Genomic DNA, 18,193 nt, shown 5'->3' with positions numbered 1-18,193 from the left:
TTCTGCATCAAAAACCGGCTCGGAGTGCGCATTTACAGGATGTAAACTCCGCCTCCTCGCCTGTTTTTTCCTTGCCTTGCCTTCGCTCGTCACGTTTCACATCCATCAGACTAAGGATTTGAATCGACACCACAGTGGTGGCAGATCCTCCGGGACAGGACGGTACTCGCCAATCTCCGACCAGCCCCCCGGGCCATGGAAATCACTGCCGGCACTGACCAGCAGACCGAACTCACGGGCAAGTATGGCCAGGCTGCCGACCTGCTCGGCCGGCTGATGACCATTGACCACCTCAATCGCGTGGCCGCCTGCTTGAATATAGTCGGCAATCAGGCGACGGCGCTTGCTGCGGGTAAAATCGTAGTGCCACGGGTGGGCCAGGCTGACCCAGGCGCCGGCGGCACGCAGGGTTTCGACGGTTTCCTCCAGGGTCGGCCAGTGTTGCTTGACGTCGCCCAGCTTGCCGGCGCCCAGCCACTTGCGGAAGGCTTCAGCACGATCCTTGACGTAGCCGGCGCGCACCAGATAGTCGGCGAAGTGCGGACGGGCCGGCGCATTGCCGCTGTCGCCCAGTTCCTGCTGAATGGCCCGCGCGCCTTCCAGCGCCCCCGGCATACCCTTGAGTTCGAGCTTGCGGCTGATTTCTTCGGAACGCAGCCAACGCCCGTCACGCAGTTTGGCGATCGCCTCGACCAACGCCGGGGCATTAACGTCGAAACCGTAGCCCAGTACATGGATGGTCGCACCGCCCCAGGTGCAGGACAGTTCGACACCATTGACCAGTTGCATCCCCAGTGCCTGCGCGGCGCTACGGGCCTCATCGAGGCCTTCCAGAGTGTCGTGGTCGGTCAACGCCAGGACTCGCACGCCGTTTTCGAACGCACGCGCAACCAGTGCCGCGGGCGCCAGGGCGCCATCGGAGGCCGTGCTATGGCAGTGCAAATCAACATTCACAGGATGTGTAACCTCAAATCAGCTGGCGCTTTCGCGACTCAATATGTTTGTTATTATGCCGGCACATCCTGCTTCTGGCTGCCACTGTGAAACAATTCATCGACTTCATCCCGCTCCTGCTGTTTTTCATCGTCTTCAAAATCGACCCGCGGGTCGTCGACATCGCCGGCCATCAACTGACTGTAGGCGGCATTTACAGCGCCACGGCAATGCTGATCACCAGTTCCCTGGTGGTGTACGGCGCCCTGTACATCTCCCAGCGCAAGCTGGAAAAAAGCCAGTGGCTGACCCTCGTCGCCTGCCTGGTGTTCGGTAGCCTGACCCTGGCCTTCCACAGCGAGACCTTCCTCAAATGGAAGGCTCCGGTGGTCAACTGGCTGTTCGCACTGGCCTTTATCGGCAGCCATTTCGTGGGCGAACAGCTGCTGATCAAGCGCATCATGGGCCACGCGCTGACCCTGCCCGATCAAGTCTGGACACGCCTGAACATCGCCTGGATCGGCTTTTTCCTGTTCTGCGGCGCAGCCAACCTGTTCGTTGCCTTCACCTTCCAGAGCATCTGGGTCGACTTCAAAGTCTTCGGCAGCCTGGGCATGACCCTGTTGTTCCTGGTCGGCCAGGGCATCTACCTGTCCCGCCACCTGCATGACGCCGACACCACAACGCCTAAAACCGAGGACTGACATGCTTTACGCAATCATTGCCACAGACGTCGCCAACTCCCTGGAAAGCCGCCTGGCTGCACGCCCCGCTCACCTTGAGCGACTGCAACAACTCAAGGCCGAAGGTCGCGTGGTGCTGGCCGGCCCGCACCCGGCGGTGGACAGCAATGATCCGGGCGCCGCAGGCTTCACCGGCAGCCTGATCGTTGCCGAGTTCGCCTCCCTGGAAGCCGCCACGGCCTGGGCCGACGCCGATCCGTACATCGCCGCCGGCGTCTACGCCAATGTGCTGGTAAAGCCGTTCAAGCAAGTCCTGCCTTGACCCTGCCCGCGCGGTGAACCTTCGGTTCATCGCGCACTCAATTGCTCAGTATTCTCGTTCAACGGCCGACAACCTGCCCAACACTCGTTTGGAATCAGGAGTTGCAATGCGCCAAGGTCCGCTGTGTCTGCTGTTGGTCACATTATCGATCGGGGGCTTTGCCCATGCCGAGGAAGACTCGGATGCAGGCTTTTCAACGCCTCTGTCCTTGAGTGCCGGCAGCCAGATCACGCAGTTGCAGCAACGCTTGAAGGAAAGCGAGCGGCAACGAGAAGAGCTGAACAAACACCTGCAAACCGCTGACAGCGAACGCGAAAGCGCCCTGCTGGGCCGACTGCGCCAAGAGAATCAGCGCCTCAAGCTGCAACTCAAGGAAGTCCAGGCCAGCACCGTGCCGCGCCTGCTGACCGATCAGCAGCAATGGTTCGTCACCGGGGCGGGAGTCGCGCTATCGGCGCTGCTCTGCGGTATCTTCGCCAGCGGTGGACACAGGAGACGTCGACAATGGCTAAATTGAGTGAGTCATGAGCGAGCTGTTACTGATTGATGATGACCAGGAGCTGTGTGAGCTCCTCGGTAGTTGGTTGAGCCAGGAAGGCTTTGCGGTGCGTGCTTGCCACGACGGTTTGAGTGCGCGTCGCGCCCTGGCCGAATCGGCGCCTGCCGCCGTGGTACTGGATGTGATGCTGCCCGACGGCAGCGGCCTGGAACTGCTCAAGCAACTGCGCAGCGATCACCCGGACCTGCCGGTACTCATGCTCTCGGCCCGGGGCGAGCCGCTGGACCGCATCCTGGGCCTGGAACTGGGGGCCGACGATTACCTGGCGAAACCGTGCGACCCACGGGAGCTCACCGCCCGCCTGCGCGCCGTGCTGCGGCGCAGCCATCCGGCGCCGGTCTCCAGCCAGCTGGAACTGGGCGACCTGTGTTTCAGCCCGGCCCGTGGCGTGGTCAGTATCAACGAGCAGGAATACACCCTCACCGTGTCTGAAAGCCGCCTGCTCGAAGCCTTGCTCAAGCAGCCCGGCGAACCGCTGGACAAGCAGGAGCTGGCGCAGATCGCCCTTGGCCGCAAGCTCACCCTGTACGACCGCAGCCTGGACATGCACGTCAGCAACCTGCGCAAAAAGATCGGCCCGCACCCCGATGGTCGACCGCGCATCGTTGCCCTGCGCAGCCGCGGCTACTATTACAGCCTGTAAGTTTTGTCAGGGCGGTGCGAAACCATCTTTACCCAAGCTTTACGCTTCGCTGACCGCCACTGACCTTGATCTCTGTAATCTGCACACATCCGGAACACACCGGGAACGAGACAAGGAGATACACCATGCGCAAGACCCTTATCGCTTTGATGTTCGCTGCTGCCCTGCCAACGGTTGCCATGGCCATGCCAGAAGGCGAAGGTCCGATGGGCCCGATGGACGGCTCGCGACACGGCGGTCAGATGCACGGTAAAGGCCCGTACAGCCAGTTGGACCTGACCCACGAACAACGTGAACAGATCCGCAAAATCATGGGCAAGCAAATGCTTGAGCGTAAGCAACTGGTCGACAAATACCTGGAGAAACTGCCGCCAGCCGATCAGAAAGCCCTGAAAGACGAAATGGCTGCACGCCACCAGAAAACCGAAGCCGAGATTCGCGCCCTGCTCAAGCCTGACCAGCAGCAGAAATTCGACGCGATTCAGAAAAAGCAGGCTGAGCGCAAGGCCGAATGGGAGCAGTTCAAAGCCTGGAAAGCCCAACAGCCACAAAAAGCACAGTAACGCTCTAGTGCTATTCCCCAGCCCGATGGTTAACCGCCATTGGGCTTTTCTTGTTTGAGGACTTACCGTGCGTTCATTGTTCTGGCGCATCCTGGCCAGTTTCTGGCTGGCCATCACGCTGGTTGCCGGCCTGTCGATTCTGCTCGGGCACATGTTGAACCAGGACGCCTGGATTCTCAGTCGCCACCCGGGCCTGAGTGACCTGGCGCAACAGTGGACGCAGCGCTACGAAGAAAGCGGTGAAGAGGCCGCCCAGTTGCTGCTGCAGCAACGCAAACGGCTCTACCACATCAACGTCCAGGTATTGAACGAGAGCGGCGATCCGGTGGTGCGCGGTACATTCCCCCGACGCGCCGCTGCATTCGAGGCGCGACAGGGTGACGGCAATGACCGCCACCTGCCCTGGCGCCGCCTGACCGACGAGTACACCAGCCCGAAAACCGGTGAAACCTACCTGCTGATCTACCGCATCCCGCACCCGGAACTCGATGCCTGGCACCGCGAAAGCCTGCTTTGGCCGCTGAGTGCGCTGGGCATCGCCCTGGTGGTGTTGACCCTGTTCAGCTTGCTGGTGACGCTGTCGATCACGCGTCCCTTGAGCCGACTGCGGGGTGCCGTGCACGACCTGGGACAGACCACCTACCAGCAGAACAGCCTGGCGCGCCTGGCCAACCGACGTGACGAGTTCGGGGTGCTGGCCAATGACTTCAACCGCATGGGCGCGCGCCTGCAAAGCCTGATCGGCAGCCAGCGACAATTGCTGCGTGACGTTTCTCACGAACTGCGCTCACCACTGGCCCGCTTGCGCATCGCCCTGGCGCTGGCAGAGCGCGCCACCCCCGAGGAACGGGAAAAGCTCTGGCCACGCCTGACCCGCGAGTGCGATCGCCTGGAAGCCCTGATCAGTGAAATCCTGGTGCTGGCACGGGTCGATGCCGACAGCGCCAGCGCTGAGGACGTCGACCTCAACACACTGCTGGGCAGCCTGCAAAAAGACGCGCAGCTCGCGTCGCCGGAGCAGTACATCCGCATAGAAGCCGAACCGGCACTGCACCTCAAGGGGTGGCCGACCATGATCGAGCGGGCATTGGACAACCTGCTGCGTAACGCACAACGCTTCAACCCACCGGGGCAACCGATTGACCTGTCAGCCCGGCGCGAGGGTGAGCACATGGTGGTGAGCGTGCGTGACTACGGCCCCGGCGTGCAGCCTGAGCATCTGGCGCAGTTAGGCGAGCCCTTCTACCGGGCACCAGGCCAGACCGCGGCCGGTCATGGCCTGGGGCTGGCCATCGCTCGCCGGGCAGCGGAGCGTCATGGTGGCAGCCTGGTCCTGGCCAATCACCCGGAGGGCGGATTCATCGCCAGCCTGGACCTGCCGTTAGAGCCAGGAATCGTCAGCTGATTAAGATGAGAGTTCTCATACAGCGCGCAACCAAATGTGGGAGCAACGCTCTTGATCACATGGTTGCGTGCCGAACGCCTGCCCCGTGGCGAGCGAGCTTGCTCGCGCTGGGCTGCATAGCAGCCCCACACCGGTCACCTGGTTTTAGCTGAAAGTCCGCAATCGCCTTGTCAGGGCCGCTGCACGCTGGAGCGCCAGCCCGGCCCAACGGGAGCGAGCTAGCTCGCGCATTGACTTGATTGATCAATGATTCAGGTTCCCGCCGACCAGGCGCTGACGAATTCCGTCAGATCGACTTTCTCGGCTACCCGCGGTTCTTTCTGCGGAGTGCCGAGGTACAGGAACGCAATCACCTCCTCCCCTTCAGTCAACCCCAGGCCCTTGGCCACATGGGTCGAGTACGCCAGATCGCCGGTGCGCCATACCGCGCCGATCCCCTGGGCGTAGGCCGCCAGCAAAATGCCGTGGGCCGCGCAACCGGCGGCCAACAGTTGCTCGGACTTGGGCACCTTGACGTGATCCTGCAGGCGCGCCACCACAACCACTACCAACGGCGCGCGCAGCGGACCATTACGCGCCTTGTCCACCAACGCCTGCGGGGCGTCGGCGTCTTGCAACAGTGCCGCCTCGGCCAACAGCTCACCCAGTTGCTCACGCGCCGCGCCTTCAACCGTCAAAAAGCGCCATGGCTGCATATGCCCGTGATCCGGAGCCCGCAGGGCGGCGGCAAACAGCACTTCGCGCTGTTCGGCAGTCGGTGCCGGGTCAATCAAACGCGGAACGGAAACACGGTTGAGCAAAGCGTCGAGAGCCTGCATCGGCCACCTCCTGAAAAAAATGTTTGGCTATTCTAGCGGTAACTACCGTTGGGATGCCGGTTTACATGCCCTGCCTCGCAGGTAGAATGGCGCCCTTCCTAAATTACCCCGAGCGGACTTCATGGCGTTGCCGACCTTACGGATCATTGGTTTTATCATCGGCATCTTCCTGATCACGCTCGCCGTCAGCATGGTTGTGCCGATGGCGACCCTGGTGATTTACGAACGCACCAGCGACCTGCCATCGTTCCTCTGGTCCAGCATGATCACCTTTGTCGCGGGCCTGGCACTGGTCATCCCCGGACGCCCGGAACATATTCACCTGCGTCCGCGCGACATGTACCTGCTCACGGTATCGAGTTGGGTGGTGGTGTGTATCTTCGCCGCGCTGCCGTTCCTGTTGACCCAACACATCAGCTACACCGACTCGTTTTTCGAGAGCATGTCCGGCATTACGGCCACCGGCGCCACCGTATTGAGTGGCCTGGACACCATGTCGCCGGGCATCCTGATGTGGCGCTCGCTGCTGCACTGGCTGGGAGGCATCGGCTTTATCGGCATGGCGGTCGCCATTTTGCCGCTGCTACGCATCGGTGGCATGCGGCTGTTCCAGACCGAGTCCTCGGACCGCTCGGAAAAAGTCATGCCCCGCTCGCACATGGTGGCGCGACTGATCGTTGCCGCCTACGTCGGCATCACCATCCTCGGCAGCCTGGCATTCTGGTGGGCGGGCATGACCCCGTTCGATGCGATCAACCATGCGATGTCGGCGATTTCCACCGGTGGGTTCTCCACCTCCGACCAGTCCCTGGCCAAATGGACCGCACCGGCGGTGCACTGGGTCGCGGTGGTCGTGATGATTCTGGGTAGCCTGCCGTTTGCCTTGTATGTGGCAACCCTGCGTGGCAATCGCCGGGCACTGATCAAGGATCAACAGGTGCAGGGCTTGCTCGGCATGCTGGTGGTGACCTGGGTGGTGCTCGGGACCTGGTACTGGTGGACCACCGAACTGCATTGGCTGGACGCGCTGCGCCACGTCGCGCTGAACGTCACCTCGGTGGTCACGACCACCGGTTTTGCACTGGGGGACTACAGCCTGTGGGGCAACTTCTCGCTGATGCTGTTTTTCTATCTGGGTTTTGTTGGCGGCTGCTCAGGGTCGACCGCTGGCGGGATCAAGATTTTCCGCTTCCAGGTCGCCTATATCCTGCTCAAGGCCAACCTTAATCAATTGATTCACCCTCGGGCGGTGATCAAGCAGAAGTACAACGGCCACCGCCTCGACGAAGAGATCGTGCGCTCGATCCTGACCTTTTCGTTCTTCTTTGCGATCACCATCTGCGCCATTGCCCTGGCCCTGTCACTGCTGGGCGTGGACTGGATGACCGCCCTCACCGGCGCGGCCAGCACCGTCTCCGGCGTGGGCCCGGGCCTGGGTGAGACCATTGGCCCGGCCGGTAACTTCGCCACCCTTCCCGACGCGGCCAAGTGGATTCTGTCCCTGGGCATGCTGCTTGGGCGGCTGGAGATCATTACCGTGTTTGTGCTGTGTATTCCGGCGTTCTGGCGTCACTGATCATCTTGGGCGCCTCCAGAAAACGCACCCGGTACTCGCCGGGTGTGCTGTCGAACCAGCGCCTGAACGCGCGGAAAAAGTTGCTCGGATCGGCAAACCCAAGCAAGTAGGCAATTTCCAGCAAGGTCATGCTCGGCTGCGCCAGGTACTGTTCGGCCAGTTCGCGCCGGGTGTCATCGAGCAGCGTCTGAAAGCTCGTCCCCTCTTCCTGCAAGCGGCGTTGCAAGGTGCGCTGGGACAAATGCAACGCTTGCGCGACGGTATCGCGCTTGGGTTCGCCCTGGGGCAGCAGCCGACACAGCACCTGCCGCGCATTGTGGGTCACCCGACTGCCCGAAAATCGCGCCAGGTACTCACCGGCAAACCGGTCGTGCAACAGTGCCATGGCCTCATTGGCCGTGGGCAACGGCGCCTCCATGTCCGCCTGCTCGAAAATCAGCGCGTCGTAGGGTGCGTTGAACGCCAGCGGCGCATGGAAGGTCCGCGTATAAGGTCCGAGGTCCAGGGGCCGGTCGCCTTGAAACAGGACCTTGCATGGTTGCAAGGTGCGCCCGGTCAGCCAGTTGCACAAGCCTAGCGCACAGGCAAGCGAGGCCTCGGCGCTTTGCCGGGTCGGCGGCAGGTGATCGCCATGCACCGTCAGAATCAGCGCATGGCCTTCGGGTAACAGGCGAAAACTCAGGTCGGCACTTTCGGCAATGATGCGTTGAAAGCGCACCAGTCGCTGAAAGCCTTCGGCCAGGGTCCGGCTGGACATCAACGCGTAGCCGACCACATGAAAGGACGCCGGACGCACCACCTTGCCCATGTTCAAGCCAATGGCCGGGTTCCCGGACAACTCTACCGCCCGTTGCCACAGGCGCGTCATGGAGTCTTGAGGGAAACGCGCATCCGGATCATCCAGCGCCGCGTAGTCGAGCCCCAGCTGATTGAACAAGTCCCGGCAATCCAGGCCGTCCATTTCCAGTGCCTTGACAATTCCCATCGCCCAGCTTGAAGAAGTCGTTCGTTCGCTCATGGCGTTTTCTTATGTGATAGGCCGCATCTCGCGACCAACTTCAGAAGGATAGTAAAGTGGCGCCTATTGTCACTGGCTATGGCCAATGATGACTCTAGACTCAAATAAGATCCCCGCAGAACATCCGATCAACAGCATCAAAGCCACAGAGATCGCAAACATCAGACATTTCAACAGCTTCGCCGAGTTCTACCCGTATTACCTCGGCGAGCACAGCAACAGCACCTGCCGTCGGTTGCATTTTGTCGGCACCAGCCTGGTGATGCTGATCTTCGCCATCGCCATCGTCAAAGGCGCCTGGTGGTGGTTGCTGGCCTTGCCGCTGGCCGGCTACAGCTTCGCCTGGGTTGGCCACTTTTTCTTTGAGAAGAACCGTCCGGCGACCTTCCGACACCCGCTTTACAGCCTGCTCGGCGATTTCGTCATGTACCGCGACATGCTGGCGGGCAAGGTGCCGTTCTAGTGGCCTTGAGCCCGGGCTCAATCAACACAATAAGAGGATAGCCGATGAACGCACAGGCCCGTTTCACCCACATGAAGGATGGCACGCAGGAAGACTGGGCCATCATTGCAGCGGACTTCAGCGCCTACGCCAGGCAATTGCCGAAACGGATCGTGGCGCACCTGAAGTTGCTGGAGGGTGACTTTGGCGGCTTCCCGGTTGATCGCCTCACCCACTCATTGCAAACCGCTACCCGCGCCTGGCGCGATGGCCGCGATGAGGAGTACGTCGTGTGCGCGCTCTTGCATGATATTGGTGACACCCTCGGCAGTTACAACCACCCGGACATTGCCGCGGCGATTCTCAGACCTTTCGTCAGCGCCGAAAACCTGTGGATGGTGGAAAAGCACGGGATTTTCCAGGGCTACTACTTCTTCCATTACCTGGGCATGGATCGGCACCTACGTGAGCAGTTCAGCGAGCACCCGCAGTACCGGCAGACCATCGAGTTTTGCGCCAGGTACGATGCGGCGGCCTTTGACCCTGCGTACGAGACGCTCCCCCTGAGTTTCTTCGAGCCGATGATGGAGCGCCTGTTTACCCGGCCGAAAAACTCGATCTATACCGCGGTGCTGGAAGAACACGCCCCGGCCTGAAGACCGGCCGGTTGCCGGCGGTGAGACGTTTACGCCGGCTCTGCCACCTTCACCGCGCTCAGTTGTGCCTCACGCGCCTGGGCGTCCGCCAGCCGGTACAGCTCGATCGTGCCATCCCAATGCTCGATCAGCGCGGTGCAGGACTCCACCCAATCCCCGCAGTTGAGGTAGTCCACGCCACCGACCTTGCGGATTTCCGCGTGGTGAATGTGCCCGCAAACGACTCCGTGCAACCCGCGCTTGACGCACTCGTGGGCAATGGCCTCTTCGAAATCGCTGATAAAGCTGACGGCGGTTTTGACCTTGTGCTTGAGGTAAGCCGACAACGACCAGTAACCGTAGCCGTATCGAGCACGCCAGTGATTGAGCCAGCGATTGAGGGTCAACGTGAACTCGTAGGCCCAGTCCCCCAGAAACGCCAGCCAGCGGTGATAACGGGTGATCACATCGAACTGGTCGCCGTGAATCACCAACAGATGCCGGCCATCTGCGGTGACATGCACGGCCTCGTCCACCAACTGGATATTGCCCAGCATCAGCTTCGAGTAACGCCGCAGGAACTCGTCATGGTTACCGGTGACGTAAATCACCTCGGTGCCGCGCTTGCTCATGGTCAGCAGGCGACGGATCACGTTGGTGTGCGCCTGGGGCCAATACATACCGCTGCGCAGCTTCCAGCCATCGATAATGTCACCGACCAGGTACACCTTGTCGGCGTGGTAGCCCTTGAGGAACTGCGATAAATGCCCGGCCTGGCAATCCCGGGTGCCCAGGTGCACATCAGAGATCCACAAGGTGCGCACGCGTTGTTTACGGCTGGGTTTGGCGAGTTCGGCACGGGTCATGGGCAACCTCTGCGAGATTTTTTGCAAGCTTGCCCCGCAGCGATTAATAGACCATGACAAAAATGCGGCAGTCCGATGACAGCCCGTACCAGGGGGCGAGCGGTGTAAACTGCCGGTCTGCCTAGGGTCTGTTGACGTTTGGTGGCGAACCGCGTTGCTGGGCCAACGTGGGCGAGGCAAGGCGCGGGATGCCGCCAATGGTTGTTCCCTTGGCAAATCCCGCAACGCAGCCTCGCCCACGTTGGCACGCAACCCGAAGGGACGGGGCCCGCTTGGTGCAGGGCTGCGTTGCTCGGAACTTATTTGGAACAACCAAACCGCGTTCCTCGCGCCTTGCCCTGCACCAAGCGGGCATCCGTCGCGGCCGCCACCAAACGTCAACAGACCCTAAGGCCAGGCAGAGCGCCAGCTGAGCTTGCAGGGCAGGGGCCGGGTGGTTAGGGTTGCCGCAACTGGCAACCTCGATGAGACCCGTACATGCTCAATTACCTGTGGTTTTTCCTTGCCGCACTGTTTGAAATCGCCGGTTGCTTCGCCTTCTGGATGTGGCTGCGCCAGGGTAAAAGCGCCTGGTGGATCGTCCCGGCGCTGCTCAGCCTGACCCTGTTTGCCCTGCTGCTGACCAAGGTCGAGTCGACCTATGCCGGCCGTGCCTACGCGGCGTATGGCGGGATTTACATCGTCGCTTCGATTGGTTGGCTGGGCATGGTCGAGCGTATTCGTCCGCTGGGCTCGGACTGGTTGGGGGTTGCACTTTGTGTGTTGGGTGCGAGCATCATTCTGTTTGGCCCGCGCTTCACATCGCCTTGAGTCGGTCGCGTAGCGGTGCAGGGAGTGTCTGTAGGGTGATTCGTCGAGACGTGTAGGAGCGAGCTGTTTTCCTGCCTCGGCATTGAAGAGCGGTCGTCAGCCGGCCATCTTCATTGTCCGATTATCTCAAGGACTAGAGCCATGCTTGTACTCACTCGCGCTGTGGGCGAATTGATCTCCATTGGCGACACCATCTCTGTGCGCATCCTCGCCGTGAACGGCGGTACGGTGCGATTCGGCGTGGAGGCGCCCAGGGAGGTCAATGTACACCGCTGCGAAATCTACGAGCGTATGCAAGCCAAGCGTGCCCAGGACAAGCGTGACTGAGTGTCAGTCAAACAGGTGCTTGGGCACATCGTGCTTGAGCATCAATTGGCATTGCTCGCTCTCAGGGTCGAAGACAATCAGGGCCTGGCCTTTGCTGAGTGCATGACGCACCCGTAGCACACGGGTTTCCAGCGGGGTGTCGTCGCCATTGTCGGTGCCGTCACGGGTGACGAAGTCTTCGATCAGGCGGGTCAGGGTATCGACTTCAAGTTGGTCGTGGGGAATCAGCATAGGGACCTCGGGTCATCAATGGGGTAACGCTTGGGGTGGCTCAGGTACCGCGAATCAAGCGGCGCAAGGCGAAGCGGTTCGGGTGGCAGGCCTCGGCAACACTTCTTGGCAGAGGCAGCGGTTCGTTGTCCAGCCAGGCCGCGAGCAATTCACCGGACAGCGGCGCGGTGATCAACCCGCGAGAGCCGTGGCCACTGTTGACGTACAAGCCATCAAGCCATGGGCAAGGTACGTCCGGTACTTGCCGAGCATCCTTGCCCAGGGCCGCATAGGCCCGGTTAAAGGCCTGGCTGTCTGCCAGCGGGCCGACGATGGGCAGGTAGTCGGGGCTGGTGCAACGGAACGCCGCGCGGCCCTGGAGCTGCTCCGGGTCCAGTTGCTCGGCATGCAGGCGACTGACCAGGTCACTAGAGATTTCCCTGAGCATGTCCAGATTGCCCAGATGCTCGGCGGTGCTGGGTGTCAGGTCGTCACTGTTGAAGTCGAAGCTGGCGCCCAGGGTGTGTTCGCCCAGCCGCGCCGGGGCGACGTAACCTTCGGCGCACACCACCGTGGCCAGGCACTGGCTTTCAGTCGTTTGCGGCAGACGGGTGATTTGCCCGCGAATGCGTTTGAGCGGCAAGTCGGCACTTTGGGCAAAGCGCTTGATCTCTGCGGCACCGGCCAGGATCACCACCGGTGCACTGGCCAGCAGTGACGCGTTATCCCAGGCTTGCCAGCGGTCATCGACCTTGCGCAGTTCCAACGCGTCGCGGTGGGTCAGTACTTGCACATTGGGGTGAGAAGCTTGCCATCGGCACAAGGCCGGCGGATGCACCCAGCCGCCTTCGGGGTAATACAGGCCGCCGTGCTCCAGAGCGATGCCCGCTCGAGCCTGGGCGTCAGGCAAATCCAGCAGATGGACCAGGTCGGCGGGAAACGCGGCGGCCAATTGCGCCTGTCGCTCGGCTTCCTTGGCGTTGAACGCCAGTTGCAGTACGCCGCAGTCCGCCCAGTCAACGCCACGCTGCAAGTGTTCGAGCAAGCGTCGGGTATGGCCGAATCCGCTGACGATCAACTGCGAAAGGGCGGTGCCGTGAGCCGACAGCTTCAGATAGAGCACGCCCTGCGGATTGCCCGAGGCTTCCTGTGCCAGCGCTTCGTGACGCTCCAGCAGGCTGACTTGCCAGCCGCGTGCGGCGAGACTGGACGCCGTGGCACAACCGGCCAGTCCGCCGCCGATCACCAGGGCACGGCGCTCATCGACAACCTGGGTGGGGCGAGCAAACCACGGCTTGGCGGCCACCGGTGCGGGAGTGTCCCCGGGCCAGGCGACGAACGCACCGCGCAGGATTTCCCATTTGTGGCCGATGCCCGGCGTGCGGCGCATCTTGAAACCCGCGGCATTGAGCAGGCGCCGTACCCAGCCAGTGCTGGTAAAGGTGCTGATGGTCGAGTCGGGTGCGGCCAGGCGCGCCAGTTCGGCGAACAGTTCGGCGGTCCACATGTCCGGGTTTTTCGCCGGGGCAAAACCGTCGAGGAACCAGGCGTCAATCCGGGCATCGAGTTGCGGCAACTGTTCCAGTGCATCGCCGATCAACAGCGTCAGCGTGACCCGGCCGTTGTCCAGCACCAGGCGCTGAAAGCCCTGATGGATGGCAACGTATTGGGCCAACAACTGATCGGCAAAGACTTTGAGCTCCGGCCAGAGTGCCAGTGCCCGTTGCAGGTCCGCCGGACTCAGCGGGTACTTTTCGACGCTGATGAAGTGCAGGCGCGCACCGGCCACGGCCTGCTGCTCGAACAACTGCCAGGCGCAGAGAAAATTCAGCCCGGTGCCGAACCCGGTCTCGCCGATCACCAGCCGACCATCGGCCGGCAATTGGGCAAAGCGCTCGCTGAGGCGGTTTTGCTCGATGAATACGTAGCGGGTTTCATCAAGGCCCGACTGATCGGAGAAATACACGTCGTCAAACACTCGCGAACGCGGGCGACCTTGGTCGTCCCAGTCAAGCTGGGCGTGGGGCATAACAGGCTTCATGGTCGGCTCAGGGGTGGCAAGGCAGCCATTCTAGCCGATCACGGCAACGGCGATTGATCCATGGCAAGCCGGATCGCATTGCTCGCCCACGGGCACAGGCAATCCGCTAGTCTTGTGCAATCTTGCACGGGAGCAACTCAATGTTCGAATCTGCCGAAATCGGTCATGCGATCGACAAAGAAACCTTTGATGCCGAAGAGCCGGTATTGCGTGAGGCCTTGCTCGAAGCCCAGTACGAGCTCAAGCAGCAGGGCCGGTTTCCGGTAATCGTACTGATCAACGGCATCGAAGGTGCCGGCAAGGGCGAGACGGTCAAGTTGCTCAACGAGTGGATGGACCCCAGGTTGATCGAAGTGCGTACCTTCGATCAGCAAACCGACGAAGAACTGGCCCGACCGCCGGCCTGGCGCTATTGGCGGATGCTCCCGGCCAAAGGCCGGATGGGGGTGTTTTTCGGTAACTGGTACAGCCAGATGCTGCAAGGCCGGGTCCATGGCCTGTTCAAGGATGCGGTGCTGGATCAGGGGATCCATGGCGCCGAACGCCTGGAAAAAATGCTCTGCAACGAAGGCGCGTTGATCGTCAAATTCTGGTTTCATCTGTCCAAGAAACAGATGAAGGCGCGTCTCAAATCCTTGCAGGACGACCCGCTGCACAGTTGGCGGATCAGCCCGCTGGACTGGCAGCAATCGCAAACCTACGACAAGTTCGTGCAATACGGCGAGCGGGTGATTCGTCGCACCAGTCGCGACTATGCGCCGTGGCATGTGATCGAGGGGGTGGATGCCAACTACCGGAGCCTGGCGGTGGGCAAGATCTTGCTCGAAAGCCTGCAAAATGCGCTCAAACGCTCCCGGCTCAAGCCGGACAAGGTCAGCGCTGCACCACTGACCACCAGCGTCGATCAACGCAGCCTGCTCGGCAGCCTGGACATGAGCCAGCGCCTGGACAAGAAAGACTATGAAGAGCAACTGATCACCGAGCAGGCGCGCCTGGCCGGCTTGCTGCGCGACAAGCGCATGCGCAAGCACTCGCTGATCGCCGTGTTCGAGGGCAATGACGCCGCGGGCAAGGGCGGGGCGATACGTCGGGTCGCGGCGGCGCTGGACCCGCGCCAGTACAGCATCGTGCCGATTGCCGCACCCACCGAGGAAGAACGTGCGCAACCTTACCTGTGGCGGTTCTGGCGACACATACCGGCCCGGGGCAAATTCACCATATTCGACCGCTCCTGGTATGGGCGGGTGCTGGTGGAGCGCATTGAAGGCTTCTGCAGTTCGGCCGACTGGATGCGGGCCTACGGTGAGATCAACGACTTCGAAGAGCAGATCAACGATTCCCGGGTGGTCGTGGTGAAGTTCTGGCTGGCGATTGACAAGCAGACCCAGCTGGAGCGGTTCCAGGAGCGCGAGCAGATTCCCTTCAAGCGCTTCAAGATCACCGAAGATGACTGGCGCAATCGGGAGAAATGGGACGACTACCGCACCGCCGTTGGCGATATGGTCGACCGCACCAGCACCGAGGTCGCGCCCTGGACCCTGGTGGAGGCCAATGACAAGCGTTGGGCCCGGGTCAAAGTGTTGCGCACCCTCAACCGTGCCCTGGAAGACGCTTTTGAGAAAACCGAGCGGCAGGAGAAGAAATACAGGAAGGACAAGGAGTAGTCCGATGGGTTTGCATACGCGGGGTGAATGATTGTCGCAGTGGGCCGGGGCGCGGATTTATCCTCGAACCACTTTCCAACCGATAACAACAATGAGGTATGCCATGCGTGAAGTAGTGATCGTCGATAGCGTGCGGACCGGCCTGGCCAAGTCCTTTCGTGGCAAGTTCAATCAGACGCGTCCGGACGACATGGCCGCCCATTGCGTCAATGCGCTGCTCCAGCGCAATGGCATCGACCCGGCCAGTGTCGAGGATTGCATCGTCGGCGCTGGCTCCAACGAAGGCGCGCAGGGCTTCAACATCGGCCGTAACGTGGCGGTGCTGTCGCAACTGGGTGTCGGCACCAGCGGCATGACCCTCAATCGCTTCTGTTCGTCCGGCCTGCAGGCGATTGCCATTGCCGCCAACCAGATCGCTTCGGGCTGCAGCGACATCATCGTCGCCGGCGGTGTCGAGTCCATCAGCCTGACCATGAAAAGCGTCAACACCGACAACCTGATCAACCCGTTGCTCAAGGAACAGGTGCCGGGCATTTATTTTCCCATGGGCCAGACAGCGGAAATCGTCGCCCGTCGCTACAGCGTCAGCCGCGAGGAACAGGACCGCTACGCCCTGCAAAGCCAGTTGCGCACGGCCCAGGCGCAAGCCGCCGGGTTGTTCGACGATGAAATCGTTGCCATGGCGGTGAAGTACAAGGTCGAAGACAAAAACACCGGTGAGGTTCAAATCCTCGACGGTATTGTCGATCGCGATGACTGCAATCGTCCGGACACCACCTATGAAAGCCTGGCCGGGTTGAAGCCGGTGTTCGCCGAAGACGGTTCGGTCACGGCCGGCAATTCGTCGCAGCTGTCCGACGGGGCTTCGATGACATTGGTGATGAGCCTGGAAAAAGCCCTGGAGCTGGGCCTTAAGCCCAAAGCGTTCTTCCGCGGTTTCACCGTGGCCGGTTGTGAGCCGGACGAAATGGGCATCGGTCCAGTGTTTTCGGTGCCCAAGCTGCTCAAGGCCAAAGGCTTGCAGGTGGCGGATATCGATCTGTGGGAACTCAACGAAGCCTTTGCTTCGCAGTGCCTGTACAGCCGTGACCGTTTGCAGATCGACAACGAGAAATACAACGTCAACGGCGGCTCGATCTCCATCGGCCACCCGTTCGGCATGACCGGTTCACGCCAGGTCGGGCATCTGGTGCGCGAACTGCAACGGCGCAACCTGCGTTACGGCATCGTCACCATGTGCGTGGGCGGAGGCATGGGCGCGACGGGGTTGTTCGAAGCCGTACGTTAAACCAGCCAGGGCTGTGCCGGTACGACCGGTACAGTCTCGTTTGCGGCTTGTCCGCAACTGTCCCTGTGTGAGGCCGGGGTGTGCGCCTAGAATGGGGCTTTCTCGCCGCTGCCCCTGGGGTTCTCATGCACGTCTCGTCCGGTCGCTGGGTTTATGGCCTGTTTCTCGCCTTGCTGACCGCGTTCCTCTGGGGAATCCTGCCGATCAAGCTCAAACAAGTGCTGCTGGTCATGGACCCGGTCACCGTGACCTGGTATCGCCTGTTGGTGTCCGGCGGTTGCCTGTTCCTGTACCTGGCCGCGACCCGGCGCCTGCCACGCCGACAGGCACTCGGGCCCAAGGGTGGCTGGCTGGTGCTGATGGCGGTGCTGGGGCTGGTGGGCAATTACGTGTTGTACCTGATGGGGTTGAACCTGCTGAGCCCGGGTACCGCGCAACTGGTGGTGCAGATGGGGCCGATCCTGTTGCTGATCGCCAGCCTGTTCGTGTTCAAGGAGCGTTTCAGCCTGGGGCAGGGGATTGGCCTGATGGTGCTGTTGCTGGGGTTTGGCCTGTTTTTCAACCAGCGATTGAGTGAGCTGCTGACCTCCTTGAGCGATTACACCGCCGGTGTGTTGCTGGTGCTGGCGGCGTCGACGGTCTGGACCTTTTATGCGCTGGGCCAGAAGCAATTGCTCACGGTGTGGAATTCGTTGCAGGTGATGATGGTGATCTACCTGTTCTGCGCCTTGTTGCTGACGCCGTGGGTGCACCCGCTGGAGTCCCTGCAGTTGAGCCCGCTGCAGGGCTGGTTGCTGCTGGCCTGCTGCCTCAATACCCTGATTGCCTATGGTGCGTTTGCCGAGGCGCTGGCTCATTGGGAAGCCTCGCGGGTCAGTGCGACACTGGCGATCACGCCCCTGGTGACCTTCGCGGCCGTGGCGCTCGCCGCCTGGTTGTGGCCCGATTATGTGCAGGTCGAGCAGATCAATTCGCTGGCCTATGGCGGCGCGGTACTGGTGGTGCTGGGGTCGGCACTGGTGGCGTTGGGGCCGTCGCTGATCGCCGGGCTCAAGGCGCGGCGGATGCGCATGGCGGTTGATCGGTAGGCCGTGTCATCGTTCTTCGCGGGCTAGCCCGCTCCCACCGTAGACCGCATTTCAATGAGCGGACGCAGTTGAACGTGGTGCAACTGTCTTGAGCGCATGGGTTGTTCTCGCCACGCAGAGGAATACCGAACCCCGTGGCGAGCGAGCTTGCTCGCGCTGGGCTGCATGGCAGCCCCAAAGCTGGTCACCGGGTTTTATCTGAACGCCTGCAAATAGTCCTGTTGGGGGCGCTTCGCACCCCAGCGCGAGCAAGCTCGCTCGCCACGGGATGTGCGCGCATCCTGGTTGTCAGGCGCCGCTGA

At 61.5% G+C, this 18,193-nt stretch carries 20 protein-coding genes; 14 read left to right on the top strand and 6 right to left on the bottom strand.

Annotation, left to right across the window (positions count from 1 at the left end; all coding sequences use genetic code 11):
- Positions 1-105 precede the first annotated feature (105 nt).
- Positions 106-954 (bottom strand): PHP domain-containing protein, encoded by an 849-nt coding sequence (locus AC3WQN_RS02015; protein WP_103400612.1) that lies wholly within the window; start codon positions 952-954, stop codon positions 106-108.
- Between the two features lie 86 nt (positions 955-1,040).
- Between AC3WQN_RS02015 and AC3WQN_RS02010 the strand changes: the two genes are divergently transcribed.
- The 6 genes from AC3WQN_RS02010 (at position 1,041) to AC3WQN_RS01985 (ending at position 5,108) form a co-directional block, all read left to right on the top strand.
- Entirely contained in the window at positions 1,041-1,637 is a 597-nt protein-coding gene (locus AC3WQN_RS02010) for a septation protein A (RefSeq protein ID WP_095080185.1), read from the top strand.
- A 1-nt stretch (position 1,638) separates the two neighbouring features.
- On the top strand, positions 1,639-1,938 hold the full coding sequence (locus AC3WQN_RS02005; protein WP_095080186.1) for a YciI family protein: 300 nt from the start codon (positions 1,639-1,641) through the stop codon (positions 1,936-1,938).
- Positions 1,939-2,044: 106 nt separating this feature from the next.
- Positions 2,045-2,455 carry an SH3 domain-containing protein gene (locus AC3WQN_RS02000; RefSeq protein ID WP_103400611.1) on the top strand — a complete coding sequence of 137 codons (411 nt, stop codon included), beginning with the start codon at positions 2,045-2,047 and terminating at the stop codon, positions 2,453-2,455.
- A 7-nt stretch (positions 2,456-2,462) separates the two neighbouring features.
- Positions 2,463-3,140, top strand: a complete 678-nt coding sequence (locus AC3WQN_RS01995; protein ID WP_103400610.1) for a response regulator transcription factor — start codon at positions 2,463-2,465, stop codon at positions 3,138-3,140.
- Positions 3,141-3,265: 125 nt separating this feature from the next.
- Positions 3,266-3,703, top strand: coding sequence for an LTXXQ domain protein (locus AC3WQN_RS01990; protein WP_103400609.1), 438 nt, complete (start codon positions 3,266-3,268; stop codon positions 3,701-3,703).
- 67 nt (positions 3,704-3,770) lie between these two features.
- Positions 3,771-5,108, top strand: a complete 1,338-nt coding sequence (locus AC3WQN_RS01985; RefSeq protein WP_103400608.1) for a sensor histidine kinase — start codon at positions 3,771-3,773, stop codon at positions 5,106-5,108.
- A 251-nt stretch (positions 5,109-5,359) separates the two neighbouring features.
- On the opposite strand, the gene AC3WQN_RS01980 is transcribed toward AC3WQN_RS01985, so the two are convergent.
- Positions 5,360-5,926, bottom strand: a complete 567-nt coding sequence (locus tag AC3WQN_RS01980) for an NAD(P)H nitroreductase (RefSeq protein ID WP_103400607.1) — start codon at positions 5,924-5,926, stop codon at positions 5,360-5,362.
- A 121-nt stretch (positions 5,927-6,047) separates the two neighbouring features.
- Here AC3WQN_RS01980 and AC3WQN_RS01975 point away from each other — a divergent pair, with 121 nt between their 5' ends.
- Complete coding sequence (locus tag AC3WQN_RS01975) at positions 6,048-7,502, top strand: TrkH family potassium uptake protein (protein WP_103400606.1); 1,455 nt, start codon at positions 6,048-6,050, stop codon at positions 7,500-7,502.
- Here AC3WQN_RS01975 and AC3WQN_RS01970 read toward each other — a convergent pair.
- On the bottom strand, positions 7,459-8,520 hold the full coding sequence (locus AC3WQN_RS01970; protein ID WP_103400605.1) for an AraC family transcriptional regulator: 1,062 nt from the start codon (positions 8,518-8,520) through the stop codon (positions 7,459-7,461). The two genes, AC3WQN_RS01975 and AC3WQN_RS01970, sit on opposite strands and share 44 nt — an antisense overlap.
- A 151-nt stretch (positions 8,521-8,671) precedes the next feature.
- Here AC3WQN_RS01970 and AC3WQN_RS01965 point away from each other — a divergent pair, with 151 nt between their 5' ends.
- Complete coding sequence (locus tag AC3WQN_RS01965) at positions 8,672-8,983, top strand: Mpo1-like protein (RefSeq protein ID WP_103400652.1); 312 nt, start codon at positions 8,672-8,674, stop codon at positions 8,981-8,983.
- A gap of 44 nt (positions 8,984-9,027) precedes the next feature.
- Positions 9,028-9,618 (top strand): HD domain-containing protein, encoded by a 591-nt coding sequence (locus AC3WQN_RS01960; RefSeq protein ID WP_095145638.1) that lies wholly within the window; start codon positions 9,028-9,030, stop codon positions 9,616-9,618.
- Positions 9,619-9,647: 29 nt separating this feature from the next.
- Here the strand turns inward: AC3WQN_RS01960 and AC3WQN_RS01955 are convergent, their stop codons facing one another.
- Positions 9,648-10,463, bottom strand: a complete 816-nt coding sequence (locus tag AC3WQN_RS01955; protein WP_095145637.1) for a UDP-2,3-diacylglucosamine diphosphatase — start codon at positions 10,461-10,463, stop codon at positions 9,648-9,650.
- A gap of 477 nt (positions 10,464-10,940) precedes the next feature.
- Here AC3WQN_RS01955 and AC3WQN_RS01950 point away from each other — a divergent pair, with 477 nt between their 5' ends.
- Both AC3WQN_RS01950 and csrA read left to right on the top strand, forming a co-directional pair.
- On the top strand, positions 10,941-11,273 hold the full coding sequence (locus AC3WQN_RS01950) for a YnfA family protein (RefSeq protein WP_103399153.1): 333 nt from the start codon (positions 10,941-10,943) through the stop codon (positions 11,271-11,273).
- Positions 11,274-11,414: 141 nt separating this feature from the next.
- Positions 11,415-11,600 (top strand): carbon storage regulator CsrA, encoded by a 186-nt coding sequence (gene csrA / locus AC3WQN_RS01945; protein ID WP_103399152.1) that lies wholly within the window; start codon positions 11,415-11,417, stop codon positions 11,598-11,600.
- Between the two features lie 3 nt (positions 11,601-11,603).
- Here the strand turns inward: csrA and AC3WQN_RS01940 are convergent, their stop codons facing one another.
- On the bottom strand, positions 11,604-11,831 hold the full coding sequence (locus AC3WQN_RS01940; protein ID WP_095143937.1) for a YheU family protein: 228 nt from the start codon (positions 11,829-11,831) through the stop codon (positions 11,604-11,606).
- Positions 11,832-11,871: 40 nt separating this feature from the next.
- Complete coding sequence (gene mnmC, locus AC3WQN_RS01935; protein WP_103399151.1) at positions 11,872-13,851, bottom strand: bifunctional tRNA (5-methylaminomethyl-2-thiouridine)(34)-methyltransferase MnmC2/FAD-dependent 5-carboxymethylaminomethyl-2-thiouridine(34) oxidoreductase MnmC1; 1,980 nt, start codon at positions 13,849-13,851, stop codon at positions 11,872-11,874.
- Positions 13,852-13,991: 140 nt separating this feature from the next.
- On the opposite strand from mnmC, the gene pap reads away from it, so the two are divergent.
- The 3 genes from pap to AC3WQN_RS01920 all read left to right on the top strand — a co-directional run bounded on the left by pap (position 13,992) and on the right by AC3WQN_RS01920 (position 17,891).
- Entirely contained in the window at positions 13,992-15,515 is a 1,524-nt protein-coding gene (pap, locus tag AC3WQN_RS01930) for a polyphosphate:AMP phosphotransferase (RefSeq protein ID WP_103399150.1), read from the top strand.
- A gap of 103 nt (positions 15,516-15,618) precedes the next feature.
- Positions 15,619-16,803, top strand: coding sequence for a thiolase family protein (locus tag AC3WQN_RS01925; RefSeq protein WP_103399149.1), 1,185 nt, complete (start codon positions 15,619-15,621; stop codon positions 16,801-16,803).
- Positions 16,804-16,928: 125 nt separating this feature from the next.
- Complete coding sequence (locus AC3WQN_RS01920) at positions 16,929-17,891, top strand: DMT family transporter (RefSeq protein WP_103399148.1); 963 nt, start codon at positions 16,929-16,931, stop codon at positions 17,889-17,891.
- Positions 17,892-18,193: the final 302 nt, after the last annotated feature.

It is taken from the genome of Pseudomonas sp. FW300-N1A1 (assembly GCF_058789115.1).
Note: the sequence above shows the minus strand (reverse complement) of the source record. Positions and strands in the feature narration are given on the sequence as shown.

Excerpts from the sequence above, each read along its gene's own strand:
- mnmC (WP_103399151.1), bottom strand. The coding sequence starts at position 13,851 with ATGAAGCCTGTTATGCCCCACGCCCAGCTTGACTGGGACGACCAAGGT.
- pap (WP_103399150.1), top strand. The coding sequence starts at position 13,992 with ATGTTCGAATCTGCCGAAATCGGTCATGCGATCGACAAAGAAACCTTT.
- AC3WQN_RS01925 (WP_103399149.1), top strand. The coding sequence starts at position 15,619 with ATGCGTGAAGTAGTGATCGTCGATAGCGTGCGGACCGGCCTGGCCAAG.
- AC3WQN_RS02005 (WP_095080186.1), top strand. The coding sequence starts at position 1,639 with ATGCTTTACGCAATCATTGCCACAGACGTCGCCAACTCCCTGGAAAGC.
- AC3WQN_RS01955 (WP_095145637.1), bottom strand. The coding sequence starts at position 10,463 with ATGACCCGTGCCGAACTCGCCAAACCCAGCCGTAAACAACGCGTGCGC.
- AC3WQN_RS01995 (WP_103400610.1), top strand. The coding sequence starts at position 2,463 with ATGAGCGAGCTGTTACTGATTGATGATGACCAGGAGCTGTGTGAGCTC.
- AC3WQN_RS01960 (WP_095145638.1), top strand. The coding sequence starts at position 9,028 with ATGAACGCACAGGCCCGTTTCACCCACATGAAGGATGGCACGCAGGAA.
- AC3WQN_RS01975 (WP_103400606.1), top strand. The coding sequence starts at position 6,048 with ATGGCGTTGCCGACCTTACGGATCATTGGTTTTATCATCGGCATCTTC.
- AC3WQN_RS01990 (WP_103400609.1), top strand. The coding sequence starts at position 3,266 with ATGCGCAAGACCCTTATCGCTTTGATGTTCGCTGCTGCCCTGCCAACG.
- csrA (WP_103399152.1), top strand. The coding sequence starts at position 11,415 with ATGCTTGTACTCACTCGCGCTGTGGGCGAATTGATCTCCATTGGCGAC.
- AC3WQN_RS01920 (WP_103399148.1), top strand. The coding sequence starts at position 16,929 with ATGCACGTCTCGTCCGGTCGCTGGGTTTATGGCCTGTTTCTCGCCTTG.
- AC3WQN_RS01940 (WP_095143937.1), bottom strand. The coding sequence starts at position 11,831 with ATGCTGATTCCCCACGACCAACTTGAAGTCGATACCCTGACCCGCCTG.
- AC3WQN_RS02000 (WP_103400611.1), top strand. The coding sequence starts at position 2,045 with ATGCGCCAAGGTCCGCTGTGTCTGCTGTTGGTCACATTATCGATCGGG.
- AC3WQN_RS01980 (WP_103400607.1), bottom strand. The coding sequence starts at position 5,926 with ATGCAGGCTCTCGACGCTTTGCTCAACCGTGTTTCCGTTCCGCGTTTG.
- AC3WQN_RS01950 (WP_103399153.1), top strand. The coding sequence starts at position 10,941 with ATGCTCAATTACCTGTGGTTTTTCCTTGCCGCACTGTTTGAAATCGCC.
- AC3WQN_RS01970 (WP_103400605.1), bottom strand. The coding sequence starts at position 8,520 with ATGAGCGAACGAACGACTTCTTCAAGCTGGGCGATGGGAATTGTCAAG.